Source organism: Lentzea aerocolonigenes (assembly GCF_000974445.1).
Lineage (GTDB): Bacteria > Actinomycetota > Actinomycetes > Mycobacteriales > Pseudonocardiaceae > Lentzea > Lentzea aerocolonigenes.
Map to the genome: position 1 here is coordinate 146,937 of NZ_BBOJ01000019.1, position 22,994 is coordinate 169,930.

At 69.5% G+C, this 22,994-nt stretch carries 18 protein-coding genes and 1 tRNA gene; 10 read left to right on the forward strand and 9 right to left on the reverse strand.

The features are described 5' to 3' along the window. Positions 1-2: 2 nt before the first annotated feature. Complete coding sequence (locus AOM45_RS33790; protein ID WP_030470989.1) at positions 3-833, forward strand: SDR family NAD(P)-dependent oxidoreductase; 831 nt, start codon at positions 3-5, stop codon at positions 831-833. Here the strand turns inward: AOM45_RS33790 and AOM45_RS33795 are convergent. After that, positions 830-1,144: a hypothetical protein gene (locus AOM45_RS33795; protein ID WP_156249753.1), complete on the reverse strand. Its 315-nt coding sequence runs from the start codon at positions 1,142-1,144 to the stop codon at positions 830-832. The genes AOM45_RS33790 and AOM45_RS33795 overlap by 4 nt on opposite strands. A gap of 305 nt (positions 1,145-1,449) precedes the next feature. Between AOM45_RS33795 and AOM45_RS33800 the strand changes: the two genes are divergently transcribed. Further along, positions 1,450-2,214, forward strand: coding sequence for an SGNH/GDSL hydrolase family protein (locus tag AOM45_RS33800; protein ID WP_308202640.1), 765 nt, complete (start codon positions 1,450-1,452; stop codon positions 2,212-2,214). A gap of 141 nt (positions 2,215-2,355) precedes the next feature. On the opposite strand, the gene AOM45_RS33805 is transcribed toward AOM45_RS33800, so the two are convergent. Beyond that, a complete protein-coding gene (locus AOM45_RS33805) occupies positions 2,356-5,121 on the reverse strand; it encodes an AfsR/SARP family transcriptional regulator (protein WP_030470992.1) in 2,766 nt (921 codons plus the stop codon). 102 nt (positions 5,122-5,223) lie between these two features. Here AOM45_RS33805 and AOM45_RS33810 point away from each other — a divergent pair, with 102 nt between their 5' ends. Beyond that, positions 5,224-6,258, forward strand: a complete 1,035-nt coding sequence (locus AOM45_RS33810; RefSeq protein ID WP_030470993.1) for an ADP-ribosylglycohydrolase family protein — start codon at positions 5,224-5,226, stop codon at positions 6,256-6,258. A 183-nt stretch (positions 6,259-6,441) separates the two neighbouring features. Further along, positions 6,442-7,953 (forward strand): purine-cytosine permease family protein, encoded by a 1,512-nt coding sequence (locus AOM45_RS33815; RefSeq protein WP_030470994.1) that lies wholly within the window; start codon positions 6,442-6,444, stop codon positions 7,951-7,953. 170 nt (positions 7,954-8,123) lie between these two features. Here AOM45_RS33815 and AOM45_RS33820 read toward each other — a convergent pair whose 3' ends face one another. Genes AOM45_RS33820 through AOM45_RS33830 form a run of 3 tightly spaced genes read right to left on the reverse strand, consistent with a single transcriptional unit; the run spans position 8,124 to position 10,726 of the window. Further along, a complete protein-coding gene (locus AOM45_RS33820; protein WP_236703919.1) occupies positions 8,124-8,864 on the reverse strand; it encodes an FAD:protein FMN transferase in 741 nt (246 codons plus the stop codon). Between the two features lie 2 nt (positions 8,865-8,866). Next, positions 8,867-9,355: an FMN-binding protein gene (locus AOM45_RS33825; protein WP_030470996.1), complete on the reverse strand. Its 489-nt coding sequence runs from the start codon at positions 9,353-9,355 to the stop codon at positions 8,867-8,869. A gap of 12 nt (positions 9,356-9,367) precedes the next feature. Further along, positions 9,368-10,726 carry a ferredoxin reductase family protein gene (locus tag AOM45_RS33830; RefSeq protein ID WP_030470997.1) on the reverse strand — a complete coding sequence of 453 codons (1,359 nt, stop codon included), beginning with the start codon at positions 10,724-10,726 and terminating at the stop codon, positions 9,368-9,370. 133 nt (positions 10,727-10,859) lie between these two features. On the opposite strand from AOM45_RS33830, the gene AOM45_RS33835 reads away from it, so the two are divergent. Together AOM45_RS33835 and AOM45_RS33840 are read left to right on the forward strand one after the other, a co-directional pair. After that, a complete protein-coding gene (locus tag AOM45_RS33835) occupies positions 10,860-11,558 on the forward strand; it encodes a response regulator transcription factor (protein ID WP_030470998.1) in 699 nt (232 codons plus the stop codon). Continuing rightward, positions 11,555-12,952: a sensor histidine kinase gene (locus AOM45_RS33840; RefSeq protein ID WP_030470999.1), complete on the forward strand. Its 1,398-nt coding sequence runs from the start codon at positions 11,555-11,557 to the stop codon at positions 12,950-12,952. Before AOM45_RS33835 ends, AOM45_RS33840 begins: the two co-directional genes overlap by 4 nt. Positions 12,953-13,080: 128 nt before the next feature. Here the strand turns inward: AOM45_RS33840 and mgrA are convergent, their stop codons facing one another. Beyond that, positions 13,081-14,109: an L-glyceraldehyde 3-phosphate reductase gene (mgrA, locus tag AOM45_RS33845; RefSeq protein ID WP_030471000.1), complete on the reverse strand. Its 1,029-nt coding sequence runs from the start codon at positions 14,107-14,109 to the stop codon at positions 13,081-13,083. Between the two features lie 40 nt (positions 14,110-14,149). Between mgrA and AOM45_RS33850 the strand changes: the two genes are divergently transcribed. Continuing rightward, positions 14,150-15,826 (forward strand): hypothetical protein, encoded by a 1,677-nt coding sequence (locus tag AOM45_RS33850; protein ID WP_030471001.1) that lies wholly within the window; start codon positions 14,150-14,152, stop codon positions 15,824-15,826. A gap of 62 nt (positions 15,827-15,888) precedes the next feature. On the opposite strand, the gene AOM45_RS33855 is transcribed toward AOM45_RS33850, so the two are convergent. Next, positions 15,889-15,961, reverse strand: a tRNA-Thr gene (locus tag AOM45_RS33855). Between the two features lie 176 nt (positions 15,962-16,137). Here AOM45_RS33855 and AOM45_RS33860 point away from each other — a divergent pair. From AOM45_RS33860 to otsB, 3 genes are all read left to right on the forward strand, one after another. After that, a complete protein-coding gene (locus AOM45_RS33860) occupies positions 16,138-17,568 on the forward strand; it encodes a threonine/serine exporter family protein (RefSeq protein WP_051784289.1) in 1,431 nt (476 codons plus the stop codon). Positions 17,569-17,638: 70 nt separating this feature from the next. Further along, on the forward strand, positions 17,639-19,072 hold the full coding sequence (locus tag AOM45_RS33865) for an alpha,alpha-trehalose-phosphate synthase (UDP-forming) (RefSeq protein ID WP_030471003.1): 1,434 nt from the start codon (positions 17,639-17,641) through the stop codon (positions 19,070-19,072). A 45-nt stretch (positions 19,073-19,117) separates the two neighbouring features. Then, positions 19,118-21,649, forward strand: coding sequence for a trehalose-phosphatase (gene otsB / locus AOM45_RS33870; RefSeq protein WP_030471004.1), 2,532 nt, complete (start codon positions 19,118-19,120; stop codon positions 21,647-21,649). Between the two features lie 97 nt (positions 21,650-21,746). On the opposite strand, the gene AOM45_RS51245 is transcribed toward otsB, so the two are convergent. Together AOM45_RS51245 and AOM45_RS33880 are read right to left on the reverse strand one after the other, a co-directional pair. Further along, positions 21,747-22,283: a hypothetical protein gene (locus tag AOM45_RS51245; RefSeq protein WP_156094177.1), complete on the reverse strand. Its 537-nt coding sequence runs from the start codon at positions 22,281-22,283 to the stop codon at positions 21,747-21,749. Next, a complete protein-coding gene (locus AOM45_RS33880; protein WP_035912291.1) occupies positions 22,256-22,813 on the reverse strand; it encodes a hypothetical protein in 558 nt (185 codons plus the stop codon). The genes AOM45_RS51245 and AOM45_RS33880 overlap by 28 nt, the downstream gene beginning before the upstream one ends. Positions 22,814-22,994: the final 181 nt, after the last annotated feature.

A 22,994-nucleotide genomic window follows, 5' to 3' on the forward strand; every position in this document is an offset into this window, starting at 1 on the left:
TCATGAGCAAGGTCTGGTTCGTCACCGGTTCGTCCCGCGGTCTCGGCCGCAACTTCGTCGAGGCCGCCCTGTCGCGCGGCGACGAGGTGGCCGCGGCCGCCCGGTCCACCGCCAGCCTCGACGAGCTGGTCGACACCTACGGCGGGGCGGTGCTGCCGCTCGAGCTGGACGTCACCGACAGGGACGCCGTCTTCGCGAGCGTCCTGCGGGCGAAGGAGCACTTCGGCCGTCTGGACGTCGTCGTCAACAACGCCGGCTACGCCCAGGTGGGCGCGGTCGAGGAGCTGACCGAACAGCAGCTGCGCGACCAGCTGGAGACCAACCTGTTCGGCGCGATGTGGGTGATCCAGGCCGCGCTGCCGCACCTGCGGGAGCAGGGTGCGGGGCACATCATCCAGCTGTCCTCCGCGGCCGGGCTCGTGGCGATGCCGCTCAGCGGTGCCTACAGCGCGTCCAAGTGGGCGCTGGAGGCCCTGAACGAGTCTCTCGCCCAGGAGGTCGCCGACTTCGGCATCAAGGTGACCGTGATCGAGCCCGGTGGTTTCGCCACCCGGTCCGGCAAGAACCCCGATCCCCTCAACAACGGTCATCTGGCCGAGCCCAACCCGGCCTACGACTCCTTCCGCGAGCGCATCGCGGCGTTCGCCGGCAAGCAGCCCGCCGGCGACCCGGCCGCCGCGGCCCAGGCCCTCCTCGAGATCGTCGACTCGGACAACCCGCCGCTGCGGGTGCTCTTCGGGCTGGGCTTCTACCCGATGCTCCAGCAGGTCTACGCGGACCGGCTCAAGACCTGGGCCGACTGGCAGGACCTGTCGGCACGCGCGCACGGCTAGGGAACGGGCACGCTCGACTCAGCGGAGGGCGCGACCGACGACGAGAGCGACGGCAGCGACACGGAAGGCACCACCGTCGTGCCCGCCGTGCTCGCCGGGGCCTGCACGGCCTCCGGTGTCACCACGGGGTTCGAGTGCGGTGGCGGCGTCACCACCGGCCGGGTGGAGGACGGGCGCACGGGCGCGACCTTCACCGCGGACGGCACCGGCGTGAACTCCATCGGCGGCTGATCGCCGCCGATGTTCGCCACCTCCGGCTCGCTCGGCGAGGCGTCGGAAGGGCCGGGACCGGGGACCACACCGGTGCTCATGGCCACGCCGGCCAGCACCCCGATTGTGACAAGCGCGACACCCAGAGAAAGGGAGGGAAGCGGCAAACCAGAACGCACCCGGCAGAAGTTAGCGACCGGGTGGGACAAATCCCCTGGAACGTCTTCAAGCTTCGCTCGATCGAGTGGTAAAAGAATCGTCACCCACAGCGACAAAACCTACGATGCCGTAACCGACGGTGGCGTAACCAGCGCTTGGTTGTGCATGCTGACCAGTCGCCTGCGAACGGGAGCCGCGGGCACGTGGGAGTGAGGGGGATGTTGTGCTGCTGCGATGGAACAGTCTCGTGTCCCTGGGGGACAGCTTCACTGAAGGCATGGACGATCCGGGGCCTGGCGACACCTACGTGGGCTGGGCGGACCGGCTGGCGGGGATGATCGCGCAGAAGGCGCCTGACTTCATGTACGCCAACCTGGCGGTCAGGGGCAAGATGCTCCAGGAGATCATCGACGACCAGGTGCCGCTCGCGATCTCGCTGAAGCCGGACCTGGTGACGTTCTGCGGGGGCGGCAACGACATCATGCTGCCGAACAGCGACCCGGACGCGGTGGCCGAGGTCTACGAGGTCGCGGTCGCCGATCTCCGCGCCGCCGGGGCCGACGTCGTCATCTTCACCGGCTTCGACACCCGGTCCACGCCGCTGCTGCGGAGCCTGCGGGGCAAGATCGCCATCTACAACAGCCACCTGTGGTCGATCGCCGAGCGCTACCACTGCCGGATGGTCGACCTGTGGTCCATGCACGTGCTGCACGACCGTCGCGCGTGGAGCGAGGACAGGCTGCACCTGTCGCCGGAGGGGCACCAGCGGGTCGCACTCAAGGCCTACGAGGTGCTCGGGCTCGGCGACGACCACTCGTGGAACGAGCCGTGGCCGGCGTTGGAGCAGACGGACTGGGTCACCCAGCGCAAGGCCGACCTCAAGTGGGCGCGCGAGCACGTGGTGCCGTGGATCGGACGCACGCTGCGGGGTGAGTCGATGGGCGACGGGATGGCGCCGAAGAGGCCGGAGCTGCTGCCGATCGCGCGCTGCACCGAGGAGAACTTCGGATGAGGTGAAGGGTCCGACCGGCACTCTCCCCCGAATGCCGGTCGGACCCTCCGAACGCAGTCGCCTTACCCCCTCGGTAATCCCCCACTCGGCGGCTGCTAGTTCCACGTTCCCATGTTTTGGGACCAGACGACTAAACGGCCGCTAAACCTCGGACGACAGCGAGTCCAGTGCCGCGCGCACCTCGACCGCACGGGCCGAGTTGACCTGCGCGTACAGCCGCAGCGCCTCGGTCAATTCCGCTGCCGCAGCAACCCATTCCGCCCGCCGGAGCAACACTCCGCCGAGCACCTGGCGGCCAAAACCTTCCAGGTAGGTCATCTCGGCCGCGGCGGCCTGGTCCACGACCTGCCGTGCGAGCGACTCCGCCTGGTCCAGCGAACCGGCCTGCAGGTGCAGCTCGGCCAGGTTGACGAGACCGCGGACGAGCGCGGCCTGGTCACCTGAGCGCCGGTACACCTCGACGGCGCGAGTTTGGTGCTGCAGCGCCACTTCCACGCGGCCGCGGGCCTGTTCGACCTGCGCCACGTTGTTCAGCCCGTGACCTTCGCCGACGGTGTCGCCGGACTGCTGCGCGAGCTGCACCGACTCCCAGAAGTGCAGCAGCGCCTCGTCGTGGTGCTCCAGCCGGAACAGGACGTCCGCGAGCTGGGCGAGCGTCAGCACCAGGTACTGGCGCTCACCCAGTTCGGTCGCGAGCCGGTGCGCGCGGCGAGCGTCGGGCAGCAGGACGGGGAGTCCCAGCCTGGCGTTCGTCGTGTAGGTCGTGTCCAGCATCAGGATCTGGCCGAGGCGGCTCCCCGTCACCTCGGCCGCGGCCAGGCCGAACCCGACCAGCGCGACCCACTCCCCGGTGAGCGCGCGCACGGTCGCGTAGGGGTGCAGCAGTCTCACGAGCTGCCACACCTGGTCGTGCAGGCCCGCTTCGGCGGCCGCGTGCACGATCGCGACGACGTTGGGCCACTCCTCGTCGAACCAGGCCACCGGGTCGCCGAACGGCGGCAGCGACGTGGAACCGTTGTCCCCCAACGCGAAGTCCAGTCCGTCGCGCGCCGGTCGGATGGCGCGGCGGACGTGGTCGCACGCGACGAGGTAGTAGTTCACCAGGCGCCGCAACGAGTCCCGGTCCGCCCGGCCCGCTCCCCGCACGTACAGGCGCACCAGCTCGTGCATCGTGAACCCGTCCGGCCACGGCTCGACGAGCAGGTTCACCTCGACGAGCTGCGCCAGGCGGTCGCGGGCCGACTCGACGTGCGTGCGGGTCAGGGCGGCGACGGCGTGCGACGACATCCACCGGCCGGGCGCCATGCCGACGGACTGGAAGACCTCGCCGAGGTCGGACGGCAGGTCGCGGGTCGACAGGTCCAGCGCCCGCGACACCCCCACGCCTGCCTCAGGTAGGTCCAGGCCACGCATCCGCTGCCCGTCGTCGGCCAGCTCGCCCACGAGCTCCTCGACCGTCCACTCCGGACTGATCACCAGCTTCGCCGCGGCCACCCTCAGCGCCAGCGGCAGGCCACCGCACAGCTCGGCGAGCTTTCTCGCCGCCACCGGGTCCTCCTCGGACAACGGCTTGCCCAGCACGTCGTCGAGCAGCTCGCGCGCGGCGTCCTCGTCCAACGGGCCGAGCTTGCGCACGCGGCCGCTGTTGGTGACGACGAGACGTTCCAGCTGGCTGCGCGACGTCACGAGCACCACCGACCCGGACCCCGGCGGCAGCAACGGCTGCACCTGCTCGAAGCCCGTCGCGTCGTCGAGCACCACGAGCACGCGGCGGCGGTTGAGCAACGACCGGTACAGCCCGACGCGGTCGTCCAGCGCGACCGGCACACCGTCCGCGGGAACGCCCAGCGCCACCAGGAACCTGGTCAGCACCTCACCGGGCTCGGTGTCGCCGAGCGACGCGAACAGCACGCCGTGCTGGAACATCTCGGAGTGCTCGTGCCCCCACGTGATCGCGAGGGCGCTCTTGCCGACGCCGGGCGCACCGGTCAGCACGGCCACCGTCGTCGCGAGCAGGTTCCTGGCCGCGCAGACGCCGTCGAGCCAAGACAGGTCGTCGTCCCGGCCGAACAGACGGGTGGCGGAGGCGGGCAGCAGCGCCGGCGCCACGATCCCCGCACGCGGTGCGACGGGACGGGCTTCGACGGAACCGATCACGCTCAGCGCCGGGTCGTCGCGCAGCACCTGTTCGTGCAGCAACCGCAGCTGTGGACCGGGATCGATGCCCAGCTCGTCCGCCGCGCGGCGCTGGAACCGTTGGTAGGCCTCGAGAGCGTCGGCGCGCTGACCCGACCGGTACAGCGCGCGCATGCTGTGCGCGACGAGCCGTTCGCGGAACGGGTACTCGGTGCAGAGCCCGCGCAGCTCGCCCACGAGCTCCAGGTGCCGGCCCAGCTCCAGCTCGGCGTCGATGCGCTCCTCCAGCGCCGACAGCCGCAGCTCCTCCAGGTCGGAGGTCATCGGGTCACCCGGCACGTCGGCGAGCACCGGCCCGCGCCACAGCCCCAGCGCCTCGCGCAGCAAGCCCGCCCGGATGGCGGCGGGCTTGCCGCGAGAAGACGTCACGAGCTGCCGCGCGCGGTGCAGGTCGAGACGCCACGGATCGACGGCCAGCTGGTACCCGGTCGGTGTCGTGCGGATCGTCGCCGAGCCGGTCGGGTCGGCCTCCTCCAGCACCTTGCGCAACCGCGAGACGTACCCGTGCACGATCGTCCGCGCGGTGGCGGGCGGCGCGTCCGTCCACAGCGCGTCGACGATCTGGTCGATCGAGACCGGCCGGTTCGCCTCGACGACCAGCATGGCGAGCAGTCCGCGCATGCCGCGGCGGCCGAGCTGGATCAGCCTGCCGTCCGCGAGCACCTGGAGTGGACCGAGCACGCCGAACTCGAGTCCGGTTTTGCTCCGCATGCCCCTCCCTCTCCTGCGCTGACCTCGTCACTTCAACAGGTGCGGGAGGGGCCGTCTCAGATACAAGTGCGGTTCAAGTTCGCGGGACGCTACTGTTCACGCGTGCCGCGAGATCGTGACTCCGTGGTTGACCGCGGCGCCGGGTGCCTCCTCGGCGGCGCTCTCGGTGATGCGCTCGGCGCTCCTGTGCAGTACCTCGGCTGGGCCGACATCCAGCGCGAACACGGCCCCGAGGGCGTTGTCGCACCACCGAAGCCCGCGCTGTTCACCGACGACACCCAGCTGACGCTCTTCACCGCCGACGGCTACCTGCGCGCGTACGTGCGCGGAAAGCGGACCGGTGAGTGGGAGCCGTCGGAGATGGTGTGGCACAGCTACCGGCGCTGGTTGGTCACCCAGCAGCAGCCGGCCCCGGAACGGGGCGCGGTGGGCCTGCTCGCAGACGAACGGCTGTACGAGAGCCGTTCGCCGGGTTTGACGTGCCTGCGCGCGCTGGCGGCAGACACCATGTCCACACCGCAGGAACCGCACAACGAGTCGTCGGGCTGCAACGGCGTGACGCGCACCGCACCGGCGGGCTTCGCACCGTCCGCGGCGATCGCGTACGACCTGGGCTGCCGCTTCGCCGCGTTGACGCACGGCGGCACGGGCGGCTGGGTCTCCGGCGGCGCGCTGGCGTTGCTGATCCACCTGCTCGCGGTGAAGGGCAGGCCGGTGCGCGAGGCCATCGACCAGGTCATCGGCCGAGTGCTGCGCGACGACACGTACACGGCGACGGTGCTGACGCGGGCCGTGGTGCTGGCCGAGGAGCACGACGGCGAGTCGTCCGTGCGCGTCGACCGGCTCGGCAGCGGCTGGACCGGCCCGGAGGCGCTGGCGATCGCGGTCTACACCGTGCTGACGCACCCGAAGCCGTCGCAGTTCGTGGACGCGATGCGCGCTGCCGCCAACCACTCCGGCGGCAGTGACGCCACGGCGGCGTTGACCGGCAACGTCCTCGGCGCGTTGCACGGCACCGAGGCGCTGCCCCGCGACTGGCTGAGCGGGCTCGAACTGGTGGACGTGCTCGACGAGATGGGCCGCGACCTGGGCCGCTCCGCGGTGAACCTGGAATTCGACGAAACCCGCTACGCCTGACCGCTGCTTTTCGCACGCGGGGCCCTTTCGCGCGCTCAGAGCGAACGAAAGCTCCCCGCGTGCACTCCGCAGCGGGATGATTTGCACAACGTGAGGCTGCCGGTTGGACGAAACGTCCAGTGGCCTGGGTCACCTGCGGGTTTGTAGCGTCGGCGCACCACCGCTGACCTGCAAGGAGATCCCATGGTCGAGCAACCGCCGCCGCTCACCCAGGTCGAGACCAACGGCATCGAACGGATCCCCGACGCGGAACGCACCGCAACCCCGTTCGACCTGTTCCGGCTGGCCTTCGGTGGCGCCAACACGTTCTCCACCTGCGTGCTGGGCGCGTTCCCGATCCTGTTCGGACTGTCCTTCTGGCAGGGCCTGGCCGCGACGCTGCTCGGAGTGCTCGCCGGGGCGCTGATCCTCTGCCCGATGGCGATCTTCGGTCCGATCAACGGCACGAACAACGCGGTGTCGTCGTCGGCGCACCTGGGCGTGCACGGCCGGATCGTCGGCTCGTTCCTCTCGCTGCTGACCGCGGTGGCGTTCTTCTCGCTCGCGGTGTGGAGCTCCGGCGACGCTCTGGTCGGCGGTGCGCACCGGTTGTTCGGGGTGCCGCGCAGCACGCTCTCCTACGCGATCGCGTACGCAGTGTTCGCCGGTCTGGTGCTCGTGGTCTGCACCTACGGGTTCAGGTTCATGCTCTTCGTCAACAAGATCGCAGTCGTCTCGGCGACGGTCCTCTTCGCGCTCGGCGTCGTGGCCTTCGCGGGCGTCTTCGACCCGTCGTACGCCGGCACGATCAACCAGGACACGTTCTGGCCGGCGTTCATCGGGTCCGCGCTGATCGTGCTGGCCAACCCGGTGTCGTTCGGCGCATTCCTCGGTGACTGGTCGCGGTACGTCCCGGCGAGCACCCCGCACCGCCGGGTCATCGCCGCAGCGTTCCTGTCCCAGGTCGCGACACTCGTGCCGTTCGTGTTCGGCCTGGCCACCGCCAGCATCATCGCCTCCGCCGCACCGTCCTATGTGGATACCCAGGACTTCGTCGGCGGGCTGCTGGCGATCGCGCCGCAGTGGTTCTTCCTGCCGGTCTGCCTGCTCGCGCTGATCGGCGGGATGTCCACCGGGACGACCGCGCTCTACGGCACCGGCCTGGACTTCTCCTCGGTGTTCCCACGACTGTCCCGCGTGCAGGCGACGGTGCTCGTCGGCGCGCTCGCCGTGGTGTTCATCTTCGTCGGCCGCTTCGGGTTCGACCTGGTGCGCAGCATCTCGACGTTCGCCACGCTGATCATCACGTGCACCACGCCGTGGATGGTCGTGATGATGCTCGGCCTGTTCACCCGGCGCGGCTGGTACGACCCGGAGGCGTTGCAGGTGTTCAACCGGCGTCAGCGCGGTGGCCGGTACTGGTTCGCGCACGGCTGGAACTGGCGCGGCATGACGGCGTGGTGGGTCGCGGCGGTCGTGGGCGTGCTGTTCACCAACATCCCCGGCCAGTTCGTCGGACCGCTGGGCGGTTTCGCCGGCGGTGTGGACGTCAGCCTGCCGCTGTCGATCGCCGTCGCCGCCGTGTTGTTCCTGGCGCTGCTCTTCGTCTTCCCGGAGCCTCGCGCGGTTTACGGCCCCGACGGGCCACGGCTGGTGCGCGCGGCGAACGTCCCGGTCCCGCCGATCACCAGCCCGGCTGTACCGGTTCCGGCGTAGAGAACAGAAAGAGCCTGTCGGCGCGCGCTCCCGAATTCGCGCACCGACAGGCTCTCTCGCACGAGTAGTTGGTCGACAGCAGGCCGGGACTTGCCCCGAGCGCGAGCTCCGATCCAGCTCTTGATCAACGAAAAACGTGCCGCGGAGTCAAGCTCCGTTGGGCGGGCATGCTAACAGATGTGTACCGGAAGTCCAGGGCTCGAAAAGACTTTGCGATCTTCGTCGACGATGAAGACCTCGCAGTCCTCTTGCGACGCGGCCCACTCGATCCCGTCCCTGCCCAGCGCGAATGCCGCTGTGGCAGTGGTGTCCGCGATCGCGAGGTCGTCGGAGAAAACCGTGACGGACAGGATTCCCGTCACCGGCTGACCGGTACGGCCGTCCAGGATGTGCTGTCCGCGTTCGTACAACGCTGACGTGGCAACGGCTCCGTCCCGCACGCCGAGCACGACGCAGACCTGGTCGGCGAAGTCGGGATGCCGAACGCCCACACGCCAAGGCTTTCCGGGTTCGGGCTCACCGGCCGTGACGACGTCGCCACCGGCGTTGAGGCAGTACGACGACGCGCCACCCTCCCGCAGGATGTCCGCGGCGCGTTGCACGGCCCAGCCCTTCACCACCGCGCACGGGTCGAGCCCGCGGCCCGGCACTCGCGCCGTGAACGCGCCGCCCGTCGAGTCCTCGTACCAGTCGCACAGCGAGAGCACCTCGACCAGGTCCGGGGTGAGCTCTTCCCTGGTGAGCTCACCCCGGTCCAGTCTGGACACCTCGCTGTCCGGCTTGAACGGCGAGAACTGGGAGTCCGCCTGCCTCAGCGACGCGAACGCCCGCTCGGCCAGTTCGGCGTCCCCGTCACGCAGGTCCAGCGAGATCGGCAGGCCCATGATGTGCTCGACGCGCCGCACCGGCACGGCTACTTCGCTCCGTCGAGCGCGGCCTGCAGCGACTGCTTGTAGCCCTCGGAGGTCGCGGTCGCACCGGACACCGTGTCGATGTCCGCGCTCTGCGCCTTCAACGCCGACTCCCGCAGCAGCGGCAGCGCCATCCTGGTCGGGTTGCTGTTCGGTGCCCGCAACGCCTTCACGTCGGTGATCTTGGTGCCCTGGAGCGTCACCTGCACCTGCACCGTGCCTTCGGACGTGTTCACCGCGGGACCGGACACGTTCCTGGTCTGGGTCTGCTGCTGTTGCTGCTGTTGGGTCGTCGGCGCGGTTCCGTTCGCCTTCGGAGCCGGGCTGGTCGTCTTCGGCGCGGCCGGGGCCGGGGTTTGCTTCTGCTGCTGGGTTTCCGGCGCGGCGGCGGCCTCGTTGATCTCGCCCTCGTGCGCCGCGCCCGGCGAGTACAGCCACACCGGCACCAGGCCGGCGACGCTCAGCGCCAGAACGGGAATTGCCCTCTTCACGTCGTCGCCCTCTCAGTTGGCCAGCGCGAAGCGCTCGGCGTGGATCTGGTTGCTGGGCACTCCCAGTTCGGACAGGCTCTGCACCACGGCGTCGGTCATGCCGTTCGGGCCGCAGATGAAGACGTCGCGGTCCTCCACGTCCGGCACGAGCGCGGCGATGTTGTCCGGACCGAGCAACGGCCCGTTCGCGGTGATGGTCTTCGAGGAACCGGTGACCAGCCGCAGCACCGCGCCCTTGGCCTGGGCGAGGCCTTCGAGCTCGCGCAGCAGCACTGCCTCCTTCGGGTCGCTCACCCGGTACAGCACCACGACGTGACCCTTGATCTCCTCCAGCAGCGCGCGGATCGGCGTGACGCCGACACCACCCGCGACGAGGAGCGCGTTCGGCCTGGTCTGGTGCATGGTCGTGAAGGCGCCGTACGGGCCCTCGGCGAACACTCGGGTGCCGACCTTGATGTTGCGGACGTCCGCGCTGCCCTCGCCGAGCGCCTTCGCGGTGAGCCGCAGGTACTTGCCGTTCGGGGCCGCGGACAGCGAGAACGGGTTGGCCTGCCACCAGCGGTCCTTGGTCAGGAAGCGCCACAGGAAGAACTGACCGGCCTTGGCGCCGAGCTGGTCCAGGTCCTTGCCCTCGATGTAGACGGAGACGACGTTGTGCGCCTCCGGCACGACCGCGGCGACCCGGAACTGGTGGCGCCAGTTCCGCCAGAACGGGAGCACCAGCCGTCCGATCACGACGGATCCGATCGCGAACGCCCAGAGACCCCACCAGTAGCCGGTCGCGAGCGCGGACTTGCGGAACGTGCTGCCCACGACGATCTGGTGCGTGAACGCGAGGAAGATCGCGATGTAGGTGTAGAGGTGGATGAAGTGCCAGGTCTCGTAGGCCATGCGACGCCGCGCGAAACGGGCGGAGACCACACCGACGACCATGATGATCACCCACGCCACCAGTGCGCGGAGGATGCCCTCCAGCTCGGTCGCCTGCCTGATGACCTCGGCGATCGGGCCGTCGTCGCCCGCGTTGCCGAACGCGATCAGGACCAGGTGCCCGACCAGCATCCAGAAGATCGTGAAGCCGACCCAGCGGTGCCACGACGTCAGCTTGTCCATGCCGAGCCGGCGGTCGAGCCACGGCAGGCGCGCGACCAGCAGCAGCTGGAACGCCATCGCGAGCGCGCCGTAGAGACCGGCGAGCCTGCCGAAGTTCACGAGCTTGTTCGACCCGACGCCCGCCGCGTTGAAGAGGTAGGTCACGAAAGCCGCGTTGGCCAGGAGGAACGCGTAGAGGCCGGCTTTGGCCAGCACCTTGTGCGGCGTCGCGCGACCGGCTGCGGCCGGCCGCACGGTCTGCTGCAGGGTGGTCGTCACGGCGGGCTCCTCGGTCCGGGGCGGTCTCGGTCGTTCTCGATCCTTGGCGCCAGAGCTGTGGCTCCGCTTTGGACGGGCTGTCGACTTCCTGTCGATCGAGCGGGCGGAGCACCAGGTGACGCACCATGAGCACGTGGACAAGGGGAACTCGGTTCGATTGCTCGTCGTGGACGATGAGCCGCACATCGCTGACCTGGTCGCGACGGTCGCCCGGTACGAGGGCTGGCAGGCCGCCACGGCCCTCAGCGGCGAGGACGCGCTCAGAGAAGCCGCCGAGTTCCAGCCGGACATCGTCGTGCTCGACCTCATGCTGCCTGACCTGGACGGATTCACCGTTCTTGATCGAATGCGCGCGGCCGGGGCGATGGTGCCCGTGGTGTTCCTGACGGCTCGTGACGGCACCGCGGACCGTGTGGCGGGTCTCACGCGGGGCGGCGACGACTACCTCGTGAAACCGTTCTCCGTCGAAGAGCTGATGGCGCGCCTTCGGGCCGTGTTGCGCCGCTCGACGGGTCCGTCGTGGAAGCGTTCCGTGCTGAAGGTGTCCGACCTGGTGATGGACGAGGACACGCGCGAGGTCCGGCGCGGCGGCAAGCTCGTCACCCTCACCCCGACCGAGTACGAGCTGCTGCGCTACCTGATGCGCCGCTCACCGGCCGTGCTCACGAAGGCGCAGATCCTCGACCACGTGTGGGAGTACGACTTCGGCGGCCGGTCCAACGTGGTCGAGCTCGTCATCTCCCACCTGCGCCGCAAGCTCGACGACGGCCACGAGCCGTTGATCCACACCGTGCGCGGTGTGGGGTACGTGCTCCGCCGAGCAGCGGAATGAGGAAGCAGCTCCGCCTCGGCACGAGGCTCACCCTCGGCCTCGGCGCACTGGTGCTCGCCGTCTTCGCGATCGTCGGCGCGGTCACCTTCACGTCGATGAAGACATTTCTCGACAACCGGCTCGACGACCAGATGGCGATCAGCCAGACCGGCGCGGCGCACGACGTCGAGTACTACGACAAGGTCACCAAGCTCCCGCCGACCTGGTTCGCCGTCGTCTACAAGATGGAGGACGGTGCTCTGCGCGCCCAGCCGGGCGAGCAGCCGCAGCCGGAGGACCGCGAGGAGTTCGACGCCATCGCGAAGAGGGCGTTGGTCACCGAGCAGTTCGAGACCGAGTACCTGCGCGGCGAGGGCAAGTTCCGGCTCCGCGCGTGCCCGATCAAGACGAACGAGATCGTGCTGGTCAGCGCGGCTCCGATGGCCGACAGGGACAGCACGCTCTCGCAGCTGATCACGGTCGGGGTGATCGCGATCCTGGCCGCGCTGGTGGTCCTGGTCGTCGGCGGCCAGGCGCTGATCCGCAAGGGCCTCCAGCCGTTGTCGAACATGGCCGACACAGCACACGGCATCTCGTCGCACGACCTGACCGACTCCGCCCATCTCGCCGTGCGCGTGGACGGCAAGGGCGGCGGCGTCGAGGTCGAGGAGCTGCGTGAAGCGTTCAACACGATGCTCGCGCACATCGACTCTTCTTTGGCCGCACGCACAGCAGCAGAGCAACGCCTCCGGCGGTTCATCGCCGACGCCTCACACGAGCTGCGCACGCCGTTGACGTCGTTGCGCGGTTACGCCGACCTGTTCCGGTACGCGGCGGCCAACGAGCCGGGCGAACGCGAGAAGCACCTGGAGAAGCTGCGGTCGGAGGCGTCACGGATGAGCGTGCTGCTCGACGACCTGTTGTTGCTGGCACGCCTGGACTCGGCCGAGTCCGAACCACCGCTGCGCCCCGAGGAGCTCGACCTGGCGGTGATCGCGGAGGCGGCAGCGGACGCGTTCCGCGCGGCCAGGCCCTCGCACTCGCTGGAGGTCGACGCCGACACGGTGACCATGACCGCGGACCCGACCAGGCTGCGGCAGGTGCTCGACAACCTGCTGACCAACGCCGCCGTGCACACCCCGGCGGGCACCGCGGTGTCGGTGCAGGTGACGGCGTCCGGCGACTGGGCGGTCGTGAAGGTGAGCGACACCGGGCCCGGCATCCCGGAGGCGGACCAGGCCCGGATCTTCGACAGGTTCTACCGCGTGGACGACTCGCGGACCCGGCAGCGCGGCGGCAGCGGCCTCGGGCTCGCGGTGGTGCAGTCACTGGTCGAAGCACACGGCGGCACGATCACCGTGGCCAGCCGCCCCGGCTCGACCACCTTCACGATCCGCCTCCCCCGTCAGCCCTAGCTTGACCGCACGCGGGGCCCTCGCGTCCTCCAGGAGAGTACGAAAGCTCCCCGCGTACTTTCCGGCTGACGGCACGCGGGGCCCTTGCGTGCGCTCAGTGCGCACGAAAGCTCCCCGCGTGCACTTCGCTACTCGGCCTGCGAGCTCGTCGCCCACAGGTCGATGCCCGACTCGACGGCGTACTTGTCGATCTCGGCGAGCTCGTCGTCGGTCAACGGCGACGCCTGCAACGCCGCGAGGTTCTGCTCCAGCTGCCCCACCGACGACGCGCCGATCAAGGCCGACGTGACGCGCGGGTCGCGGATGGTCCACGTCAACGCGAGCTGGGCCAGCGACTGCCCGCGGGACTTCGCGATCTCGTTCAGCGCCCGGATGCGGCCGAGGTTCTCCTCGGTCAGCAGGTCCGTCGACAGCGACTTGCCCTGCGAGGCGCGCGAGCCCTCCGGAATGCCGTTGAGGTACCGGTCGGTCAGCATGCCCTGCGCGAGCGGCGAGAACGCGATGCAGCCCGCGCCGACCTCCTCCAGCGTGTCCAGCAGCTCCGGCTCGATCCAGCGGTTCAGCATCGAGTACGACGGCTGGTGGATCAGCAACGGCACGCCCGCGGACCGCAGCAGCTCGGCCGCCTCACGCGTCTTGGCGGGCGAGTACGACGAGATGCCGACGTAGAGCGCCTTGCCCTGCTGCACCGCGCTGACCAGCGCGCCCATCGTCTCCTCGAGCGGCGTCTCGGGGTCGAACCGGTGCGAGTAGAAGATGTCGACGTAGTCGAGCCCCATCCGCGTCAGCGACTGGTCGAGCGAGCTCAGCAGGTACTTGCGGCTGCCCCACTCCCCGTACGGTCCCGGCCACATGTCGTAGCCCGCCTTCGTCGAAATCACCAGCTCGTCGCGGTACGGCCTGAGATCATCGGAGAGGATCTGCCCGAACGTGACTTCCGCCGAGCCGTACGGCGGACCGTAGTTGTTGGCGAGGTCGAAGTGCGTGACACCGAGGTCGAACGCCCTGCGCGCGATCCCGCGACCCAGCTCGTACGGCCGGTCGCCGCCGAAGTTGTGCCACAGACCGAGCGAGATGGCCGGCAGCTTGAGACCGCTGCGACCCGTCCGCCGGTACGTCATCTGGTCGTAGCGCACGCTATCCGCGAGGTAGGACATGGTGCACACGATGTCACGTCCTAGTGAGACAGAGCAGGACATGAAACGCGCTGCTGAGGCGGGCGAAGTGCTCGACCTCTCACGTCGTGGGAACAACGTGCTGCGCGCTCAGGCGATCCACGACCTGCTGTACGCGGGAGACGTCGGCCCGGTCGGGCTCCAGGTGAGCGGCGCCCGGATCACCGGCCAGCTGGCTCTCGACTTCTTCCAGTCGTCATCGCCGTTGTTGCTGGACAACTGCTTCTTCGAAGAGCCGCTGTCGCTCTTCCACACGGACCTGCCTGGGCTGTCGCTCGACGACTCGACGTTGCCCGGCATCAACGCAGAAGGCCTGCGCACGAACTATTTCGGCATGCGGGACGCCCGCTGCACCGGTGTCCTGGACCTGGACAACGCGAGGATCGACGGCCCGCTACTGCTCACGAGGAGCAGACTGCACGGTCTCGACGCCGGAGGGATGCACGTCAGCCGCGACGTGTGGATGGACGACGTGTTCGTCACCTCCGAGAACATCGGGTGCTGGTTCGACAGCTGCGACATCGGCATGGATCTCATGCTCAACAGGGCCGTCGTCGACGCCGCCAACGACGGGATCTACCTCGACGGTTCCCGGATCGGCGGCATGGTCAGGCTGCACAACGCCTTCGTGCGGTCGGGCGGGAACGGCGACGCGGTGACCTTCACCGACGCGACGGCACGCGGACTCCGCCTCGGCGGCGCGGTGCTGCGCAGCGACACCGGTGCCGCACTGCGCGGCAACGGCGCGCACATCCGCTCCGGCATCACCCTCGACCGCGGCTTCAACGCTCTGAGCAACAGCGCCGGTCCCACCGTCGAACTCATCAACGCGAGACTCGGCGGGGACCTCTGGATCGGCGGGTTCATCCGCAACCGGACCGGCGAGGCCGTGACGGTGCACAGAGCGACCATCGAGGGCAGCCTGGTGGTGTTCCGCTCGCGCATCGAGGCGAAGTCGTTCGGCGCCGCGCTGGAGATCAGCGACACCGACGTCGGAGGCGAGATCACCATCAGCCCCCGCAAGATCATCAATCACGGCGGCGGACTCGCGGTCGACCTGTTCACGACACGAGCAGGGCGGGCGCTCCTGCTCGACGTCGCGGAGCTCACCGACGCCGGCGGGTTCACCACGTCGCTGAACGGCCTGACCTACCCGGAACCACCTGAGGACACCGGCGCGTGGCTCACGATGCTGCGTGACCACACGCCGGAGTACGAAGCCCAGCCGTACCAACAACTTGCGGCCGTCCACCGAGCCGCCGGCCACGAGCACACGGCCCGCAAGGTCCTGATCGCGCAGCAGAAAGACCTCCGCCACCGCGGCGACCCCGGCAACAAGCTGTGGCACTGGTTCCTCGGCGTCACCCTCGGCTACGGCTACAAGCCGTCCAGGGCCGTGGCGGGTCTGCTGATCACGTTCCTGCTCTCGCTCTGTCTGGTGTGGACAGCCGGGGAGAACAACGGCCTGACCCCGGCCAAGGACCGCCCAGCGGACTCCTGTTCATCTGTGAACAGAATCAGTCTTGCGGCGGACCTCGCGATCCCGCTCGTGAAGCTCGGCGGCACACCGAGATGCGAACTGGCGAACGGACCAGCCGGGCAGTGGGCGACCGGAGCAGGGTGGGTCGTGCAGATCCTGGGGTGGTCGTTCGCCACGTTGAGCGTCGCGGGCTTCACCGGACTCGTTCGCAAAACATGACGAACTGTCACACCGAATAACGACGAGGGCCCGCCCACCTGGGCGAACCCTCGTTGTTGAAGAGCCGGCGAGGGGAATCGAACCCCTAACCTTTCGCTTACAAGGCGAGTGCTCTGCCAATTGAGCTACGCCGGCCTGGCTCGTGTTCGCGAACATGGTAAGCGCCCGTTGCGGGTGCTACCTGCGGCGAACGGTCTGCTCTCAGTGTGATCGGATTGCTCCGACCGGAGTCGGACCAACCAACTGAGTGGCTCAAAGCGCCCAGCAGGCCGCCTTGACCAGGTCAGGAGGGTAACCAACAGACAGTGATCATGTCCTCCTTTTCGGGTCGCCCGATCGGAGGTGGTCGACGACACAGCAACAGTCGAAGGACTCCTCACGATCACACGACGGAGGTGCACGAGATTTCCACGAACAACCTGCACGGCCCCGCGCTGCCCGACGACACCACTGTTCACCTGGTACTCGATCTCGCACTGAAGATCGGTGAGGTCCAAATGGCCAGTGGGGCCGGTGCGGCCGATGTGACAGCGACGATTCTTTCCGTTACCGAGAGCTATGGACTTCCGCACACGGAAGTCGACGTGATCTACACCTCTATCAGCGTTTCCTGTCACAGAGGAACGGACGCGCCGCCGATCACCGCAGTCCGGGTCGTCCGGCAACGCAGTCTCGACTACACGCGGCTGGCCGCCGTCGAGCACCTCGTGCGGAACCTCGGGCCGATCGAGGACGCGCACGCCGAGCTCGAGAACATCACCACCGCCAAGCACCCGTACCCGCGCTGGGTCGCCACCGTCGCCTGGGCCGGCATGGCCGCGGCCGTCGCGTTCCTCGTCGGCGGCGGGCTGGAGCTCGCGATCACCGCCGGGGTCGTCACCGCCGTGATCGACCGCGTCGGCCGGATTCTCAACCGCCGTGCGCTGCCCTTCTTCTTCCAGCAGGTCGTCGGCGGTGCGCTCGCCACGGGCGCGGCGCTCACCGTGTTCGCCACCGGGCTGCTGCCCGACGTCCGGCCGAGCCTGCTGGTCGCCGTCGGCATCGTCGTGCTGCTCTCCGGGCTCGCCCTGGTCAGCACGGTGCAGGACGCGATCTCCGGCTACAACGTCACGGCCGCCGGCCGCACCGTCGAGACCGTGCTGCTCAGCGCCGGTCTGATCGCGGGTGTCGCGCTCGCCATCCGTACGGCCGTCCACTTCGGACTCCAGATCAAGCTGACCGACCCGCTGCCGCCGTTGATCTCCGCGGTCCCGATGCAGTTCGCGGCCGGTGCGGCGACCAGCGCGTTCTTCGCGCTCGCCTGCTACGCCCGGCCCCGCGCGCTCGTCGCCGCCGCCATCTCCGGCGCGATCGGCACCGCCGCCTACGGCCTGGTCACCTCGTTCGGCCTCGACGCGCTGCTCGGGTCCGCCGTCGCCGCCGCGATCACCGGGTTCGGCGGCGCGACCATGACCCGCCGGTTGCGCATCCCGACGCTGGTCGTCGTGCAGGCAGGAGTCGTGCCGCTGCTGCCCGGCTGGACCACGTACCGGGGGCTGTTCCAGCTCACCGCGGAGGGCGATCCGGCCGGTTTGAGCACTTTGGTGTTCGCGAGTGGTATTGCTCTCGCTCTCGCCGGAGGGGTGGTGTTCGGCGAGTACCTGGCCCAGCCGGTGCGCACCGGACTGGGTCGTCTGGAGCGGAAGTTCGCTGGTCCACGCATGTCCGGGCCGCTCAAACCCACCAAGCGTCGGTTGGAGTGAACCTCGCTGTGACGGGGGTTACACGACACGCCCCGGACACGCGTCCGCACTAGCCTCGGTGTTTGTGAGCATGGACATTGGCGAGAACGGGGCGGAATTCGTAGTCGTGGCCAACCGGCTGCCGGTTGACCTGGAGCGCTTGCCCGACGGGACAGAACGGTGGAAGCACAGCCCCGGTGGGTTGGTGAGCGCGCTCGAACCGTTCCTCCGCTCACACAGCGGCGCGTGGGTCGGCTGGCCGGGTGTGGCCGACGCCGAGGTCGCTCCGTTCGAGGACGACGGCCTGCTGCTGCACCCGGTCGAGCTGTCCGCCAAAGAGGTCGAGGACTACTACGAGGGCTTCTCCAACGGCACGCTGTGGCCGCTCTACCACGACGTCGTCGCGCAGCCCGCGTTCCACCGGCACTGGTGGAACTCCTACGTGCGGGTCAACCAGCGGTTCGCCGACGCGACCGCGAAGGTCGCCGCCCAGGGCGCGACCGTGTGGGTGCAGGACTACCAGCTGCAGCTCGTCCCGGCGATGCTGCGCGAGCAGCGGCCCGACCTCAAGATCGGCTTCTTCCTGCACATCCCGTTCCCGCCGGTCGAGCTGTTCATGCAGCTCCCGTGGCGCACGGAGATCATCCGCGGCCTGCTCGGCGCCGACCTGGTGGGCTTCCACCGGCCCGGTGGCGCGCAGAACTTCCTCTGGCTGGCCAGGCGCCTGGTCGGCCTGGAGCCGAGCCGCGGCACCGTCGGCGTCCGGACCCGGCCCGGTGTCGTGCAGGTCGGTGACCGCACGGTGCGCGTCGGCGCGTTCCCGATCTCGATCGACAGCGCGGGCCTCGACGCGGTGGCGCGGCGCAAGGAGACGCAGGCCCGCGCGAAGCAGATTCGAGCGGATCTGGGCAACCCGAAGCGCATCCTGCTGGGCGTGGACCGTCTCGACTACACGAAGGGCATCGACGTCCGGATCCGCGCTCTGTACGAGCTGATCGCGGACGGACGCGTGAACCCGGAGGACGTCACGATGGTCCAGCTCGCCACGCCCAGCCGTGAGCGCGTCGACCACTACAAGACGATGCGCCAGGACATCGAGCAGTCCGTCGGCCGGATCAACGGCGAGTTCGGCCGGGTCGGCAAACCCGTCGTGCACTACCTGCACCAGTCGGTGAACCGCGAGGAGCTCGTCGCGTTCATGAGCGCGGCGGACGTCATGGTCGTCACGCCTGTTCGGGACGGAATGAACCTCGTGTGCAAGGAGTACGTGGCCTGCCGATATGATCTTGGTGGAGCTCTGGTGCTCAGCGAGTTCGCCGGCGCTGCCGCAGAACTGACCAGTGCGTTCCTGGTGAACCCCCATGATCTGGACGGTGTCAAGAACGCTCTGCAGGCCGCCCTCGACATCGATCCTGCTGAAGGCCGCCGTAGGATGCGCGCGCTGCGCCGCCAAGTCCTCACCCACGACGTTGACCGCTGGGCGAGGTCGTTCCTGGAGGCGTTGGGCACGCAGACCTCGGTCTGAATCCTTTCAGATCCCATTGACCCGACGAGTGCTCCAGGAGGGGCGTTGACCGCCGAGGCCCTCCCCGCCGAACTGCGCAGAGCCATCTGCCAGATCGCCCGCACCCCGCGACTGCTGGTCGCCAGCGACTACGACGGAACACTCGCGCCGATCGTGAGCGACCCGGAGCAGGCCCGCCCGCTGCCGGAGTCGGTGAACGCGCTGCGTTCGCTCGCGAGCCTGCACGAGACCACCTCAGCCGTGATCTCCGGCCGGGCGCTGCGCGATCTGGCCACCCTTTCCCGACTGCCGGGCGAGGTCCACCTGGTGGGCTCGCACGGCTCCGAGTTCGACGTCGGTTTCGTCCACGCGCTCGACGCAGGCGCCAAGGCGTTGCTGCGGCGCATCGAAGCCGAGCTCGAAGATATCGTCGACGGCCGCGAGGGCGTGCACCTCGAGGTCAAGCCCGCCTCCGTCGCCGTGCACGTGCGCCGTGCCGCGAGCGAGGCCATCGGCGAAGCGGTGCTCGACGCCGTCCGCTCCGGCCCGTGCACCTGGGAAGGTGTGCAGGTCACCGAGGGCAAGGCCGTCATCGAGCTCGCCGTCGTCGAGACCGACAAGGGCCACGCCCTCGACATCCTGCGTCACCAGGTCGGCGCCACCGCGGCGATCTTCCTGGGCGACGACGTGACGGACGAGAAGGCGTTCGCCCGCCTGTCCGGCCCCGACCTGGGCATCCGCGTCGGTGCCGGCGAGTCGCTCGCCGAGCACTACGTGAGCGACCCGGCCGACGTCGCCACCGTGCTGGCGTTCCTCCTGGAGGAGCGCCGGGCGTGGCTGCACGGCGACCAGGCCATGCCGATCGAGCGGCTGACCATGCTCGCGAACGAGCGTTCGGTCGCGCTGGTCACGCCGGACGCCAAGATCAACTGGCTGTGCCACCCGGAACCGGACTCGGCCGCGATCTTCGCCGACCTCCTGGGCGGCCCGGCCGCGGGCCACTTCTCGATCAAGCCGGAGCACGGTTCGCTGCCGCTGGGCCAGCGCTACCTGCCGGGCACGATGATCGTCGAGACCCGCTGGTCGCGGCTCCTGGTCACCGACTACCTGGAGCACGACCTCGCGTCGCACCGCACGGACCTGGTGCGCCGGATCTCCGGCTCGACCAACGCGGTGATCACGTTCGCGCCGCGGCCGGAGTTCGGCCAGGTGCCGGTGCGCTTCATCCGCGAGCGCGACGGCCTGCGCGTCGTCGGCACCTCGGACCCGATGGTGCTGCGGTCGCCGGGCGTCGACTGGGAGATCACCTCCGACGGCGTGCAGGAGACCGCGCGCGCCGTGGTCCGCCCGCGCGAGGGCGCGCCGGTGTTGCTGGAGCTGCGTTGCGGCACCGACGACATCTCCGAGCACGCCTCACCGGAGTCGGTGCGCCGTGACCGCGCGGCCGGCTACTGGTCGGACTGGGCGGCGGGCCTCCGGTTGCCGACGGTCCAGACGGACCTGGTGCTGCGCTCGGCGCTGACGCTGCGCGGCCTGGTGCACAAGGACTCCGGCTCGATCATGGCCGCGGCCACCACGTCGCTGCCGGAAGAGCTCGGCGGCGTCCGCAACTGGGACTACCGCTACTGCTGGCTGCGCGACGGCGCGATGACCGCCGCCGCCCTGGTGTCCGTGGGCTCGTACGCGGAGGCCGACGGCTTCCTGGCGTGGCTGCACGGCGTCCTGGAGACCATCCCGGGCCCGGAGCGCCTGCACCCGCTGTACACGCTGCACGGCACCCAGCTCGGCGCCGAGGCAGTGATCGACACGCTGCCGGGTTACGCGGGTTCGCGTCCGGTCCGCGTCGGCAACCTCGCGAACCAGCAGGTGCAGCTCGACGTGTTCGGCCCGGTCGTCGACCTGGTCGTGCAGCTGGCGTCCGCGCGCGGCTCGTTGTCGGACCACGACTGGGCGATGGTCCAGGCGATGGCCGAGGCCGTCTCGCGGCGCTGGCACGAGCCCGACCACGGCATTTGGGAGGAGCGGCACGCGCCGCGCCACCACGTGTACTCGAAGGTCATGTGCTGGCTGACCATCGACCGCGCGATCAAGCTCGGCGAGCAGTTCGGCCGCGCGCTGGACCCGTCGTGGGTGCCGTTGCGCGACACGATCGCCACAGACGTGCTGAAGAACGGCTGGAACGACGAGGTCCAGTCGTTCACGACGGCCTACGACGGCGACGACCTGGACGCGGCGTCCCTGTTCGTCGGCCTGTCGGGTCTGATCGACCCGACCGACGAGCGCTTCCAGTCGACGGTGACCGCCATCGAGGCGGAGCTGCGGTCCGGCTCGACCGTGTACCGCTACCACCGCGACGACGGCCTGCCGGGCGACGAGGGCGGCTTCCACCTGTGCGCGGCGTGGATGATCGAGGCCTACCTGCTGACCGGCCGCCGCACCGAGGCCGAGGAGCTGTTCGGCCAGATCGTCGCGGCCGCGGGCCCCACCGGCCTGCTGCCCGAGGAGTACGACCCGGTGGCGGAGCGCTCGCTGGGCAACCACCCGCAGGCGTACTCGCACCTGGGCCTGATCCGGTGCGCGCAGCTGCTCTCGCAGTGATCTGACCGCACGCGGGGCGCTTCCGTACTCCAGGAGAGTGCGAAAGCGCCCCGCGTGCGTTTCAGGCGGTGCTTCTTCAGCGGTCGTGGATGTGGCCTCACGGCCGTGACGGCGGCACCTTCTCGATGATCCGCGCGGTGCCCGGCGAACTGCCCTCCAACGCGATCACGTCGCCTTTGAAGAGGTGCACCCACGCCGGAGGCACGAACGGCCGCAACCGTGCCGTAGCGCGCTCACCAGGCCCCAGCACGGGCTTGGACTCGATCCACAGCGCGGCCACCCTCCGGTCGTTGCCCGTGAGGTCCCACGTGGGCCGCTCTCCCCTGGCCTGCAACGGTTCCGCGTCGCGCGACAGCACCAGCTCGACCCGCAGCAGCCCTTGGATCGACTCCACGCACCGCCACTGGAACCAGGCCTCGTCCGCCTCCATCTGAACCGCCGCCTCGGCCAGCAGGGCCCAGTAACGCGGTGTCTGCCAGGTGTTGCCGCCGAACTCGCCCAGCAGCTCGAGCACGAGCTCCCACTCCTCGTGGTCGAGGTGGTCGAGCACGTCCTCGCTCTGCACCTCCGCCGGCACCATGCGCGCGGCGAACCGCAACAACTCGCCTATCTCGCGGTCGTGTCTCCCCAACACCCGTGATATTGGATCACGGTCGCCTCACCGGCCACAGGCGGCGCCTCGTGCATGGTGATCACGTCCCCTTCGGCGAGGTGGCGCCACGCCTCAGGCGACAGCGGCAGAAGCCTCACCACCGCACGACCACCGGGCTCGAGCTCAGGCTTCGACTCGACCCACATCCTGGCCGTCCGCAGGTCACCGCCACCGACGTCCCACAGCGGCCGCAGCACACCCGCGCCGGAGATCGGCGTCTTCCGGGCGCCGGGCACCAGCTGGAGGTCGACGCGGATCAGACCGTTCCGCGTCTCGGCCCCGCGCCAGTGGAACCACGCGGAGGGTAGGTACATCTCCTCGGCGGCGGCCGCCAGCAGCTTCCAGTACTCCGGGGTCTGCCAGGCGATGCCGTCGAAGTCGCCGAGGAGGTCGAGCGCGAACTCCCACTCGTCCTGGTCGAGGTACTCGAGGACATCCGCGGCGGAGCACCCGGCATCGCTGCGCGCGTCGGCGGGCACGAGGGCGGCGGCGCGGCGCAGCAGCTCAGTCATCGGTGGTCACGCGCATCCGCCGGTGCAGGCCCCACGCCTCCACCGCCCAGCACACGGCACCTGGCACCAGCGCGACCGCATGGCGCGACAGCTCGTTCAACCTCGCTCTCGACCACGCGCACTCGCCGATTCAGGCCCAGCACCCAGCACCCCGCGCACGCCGCCGCACGGGAGAGCAACT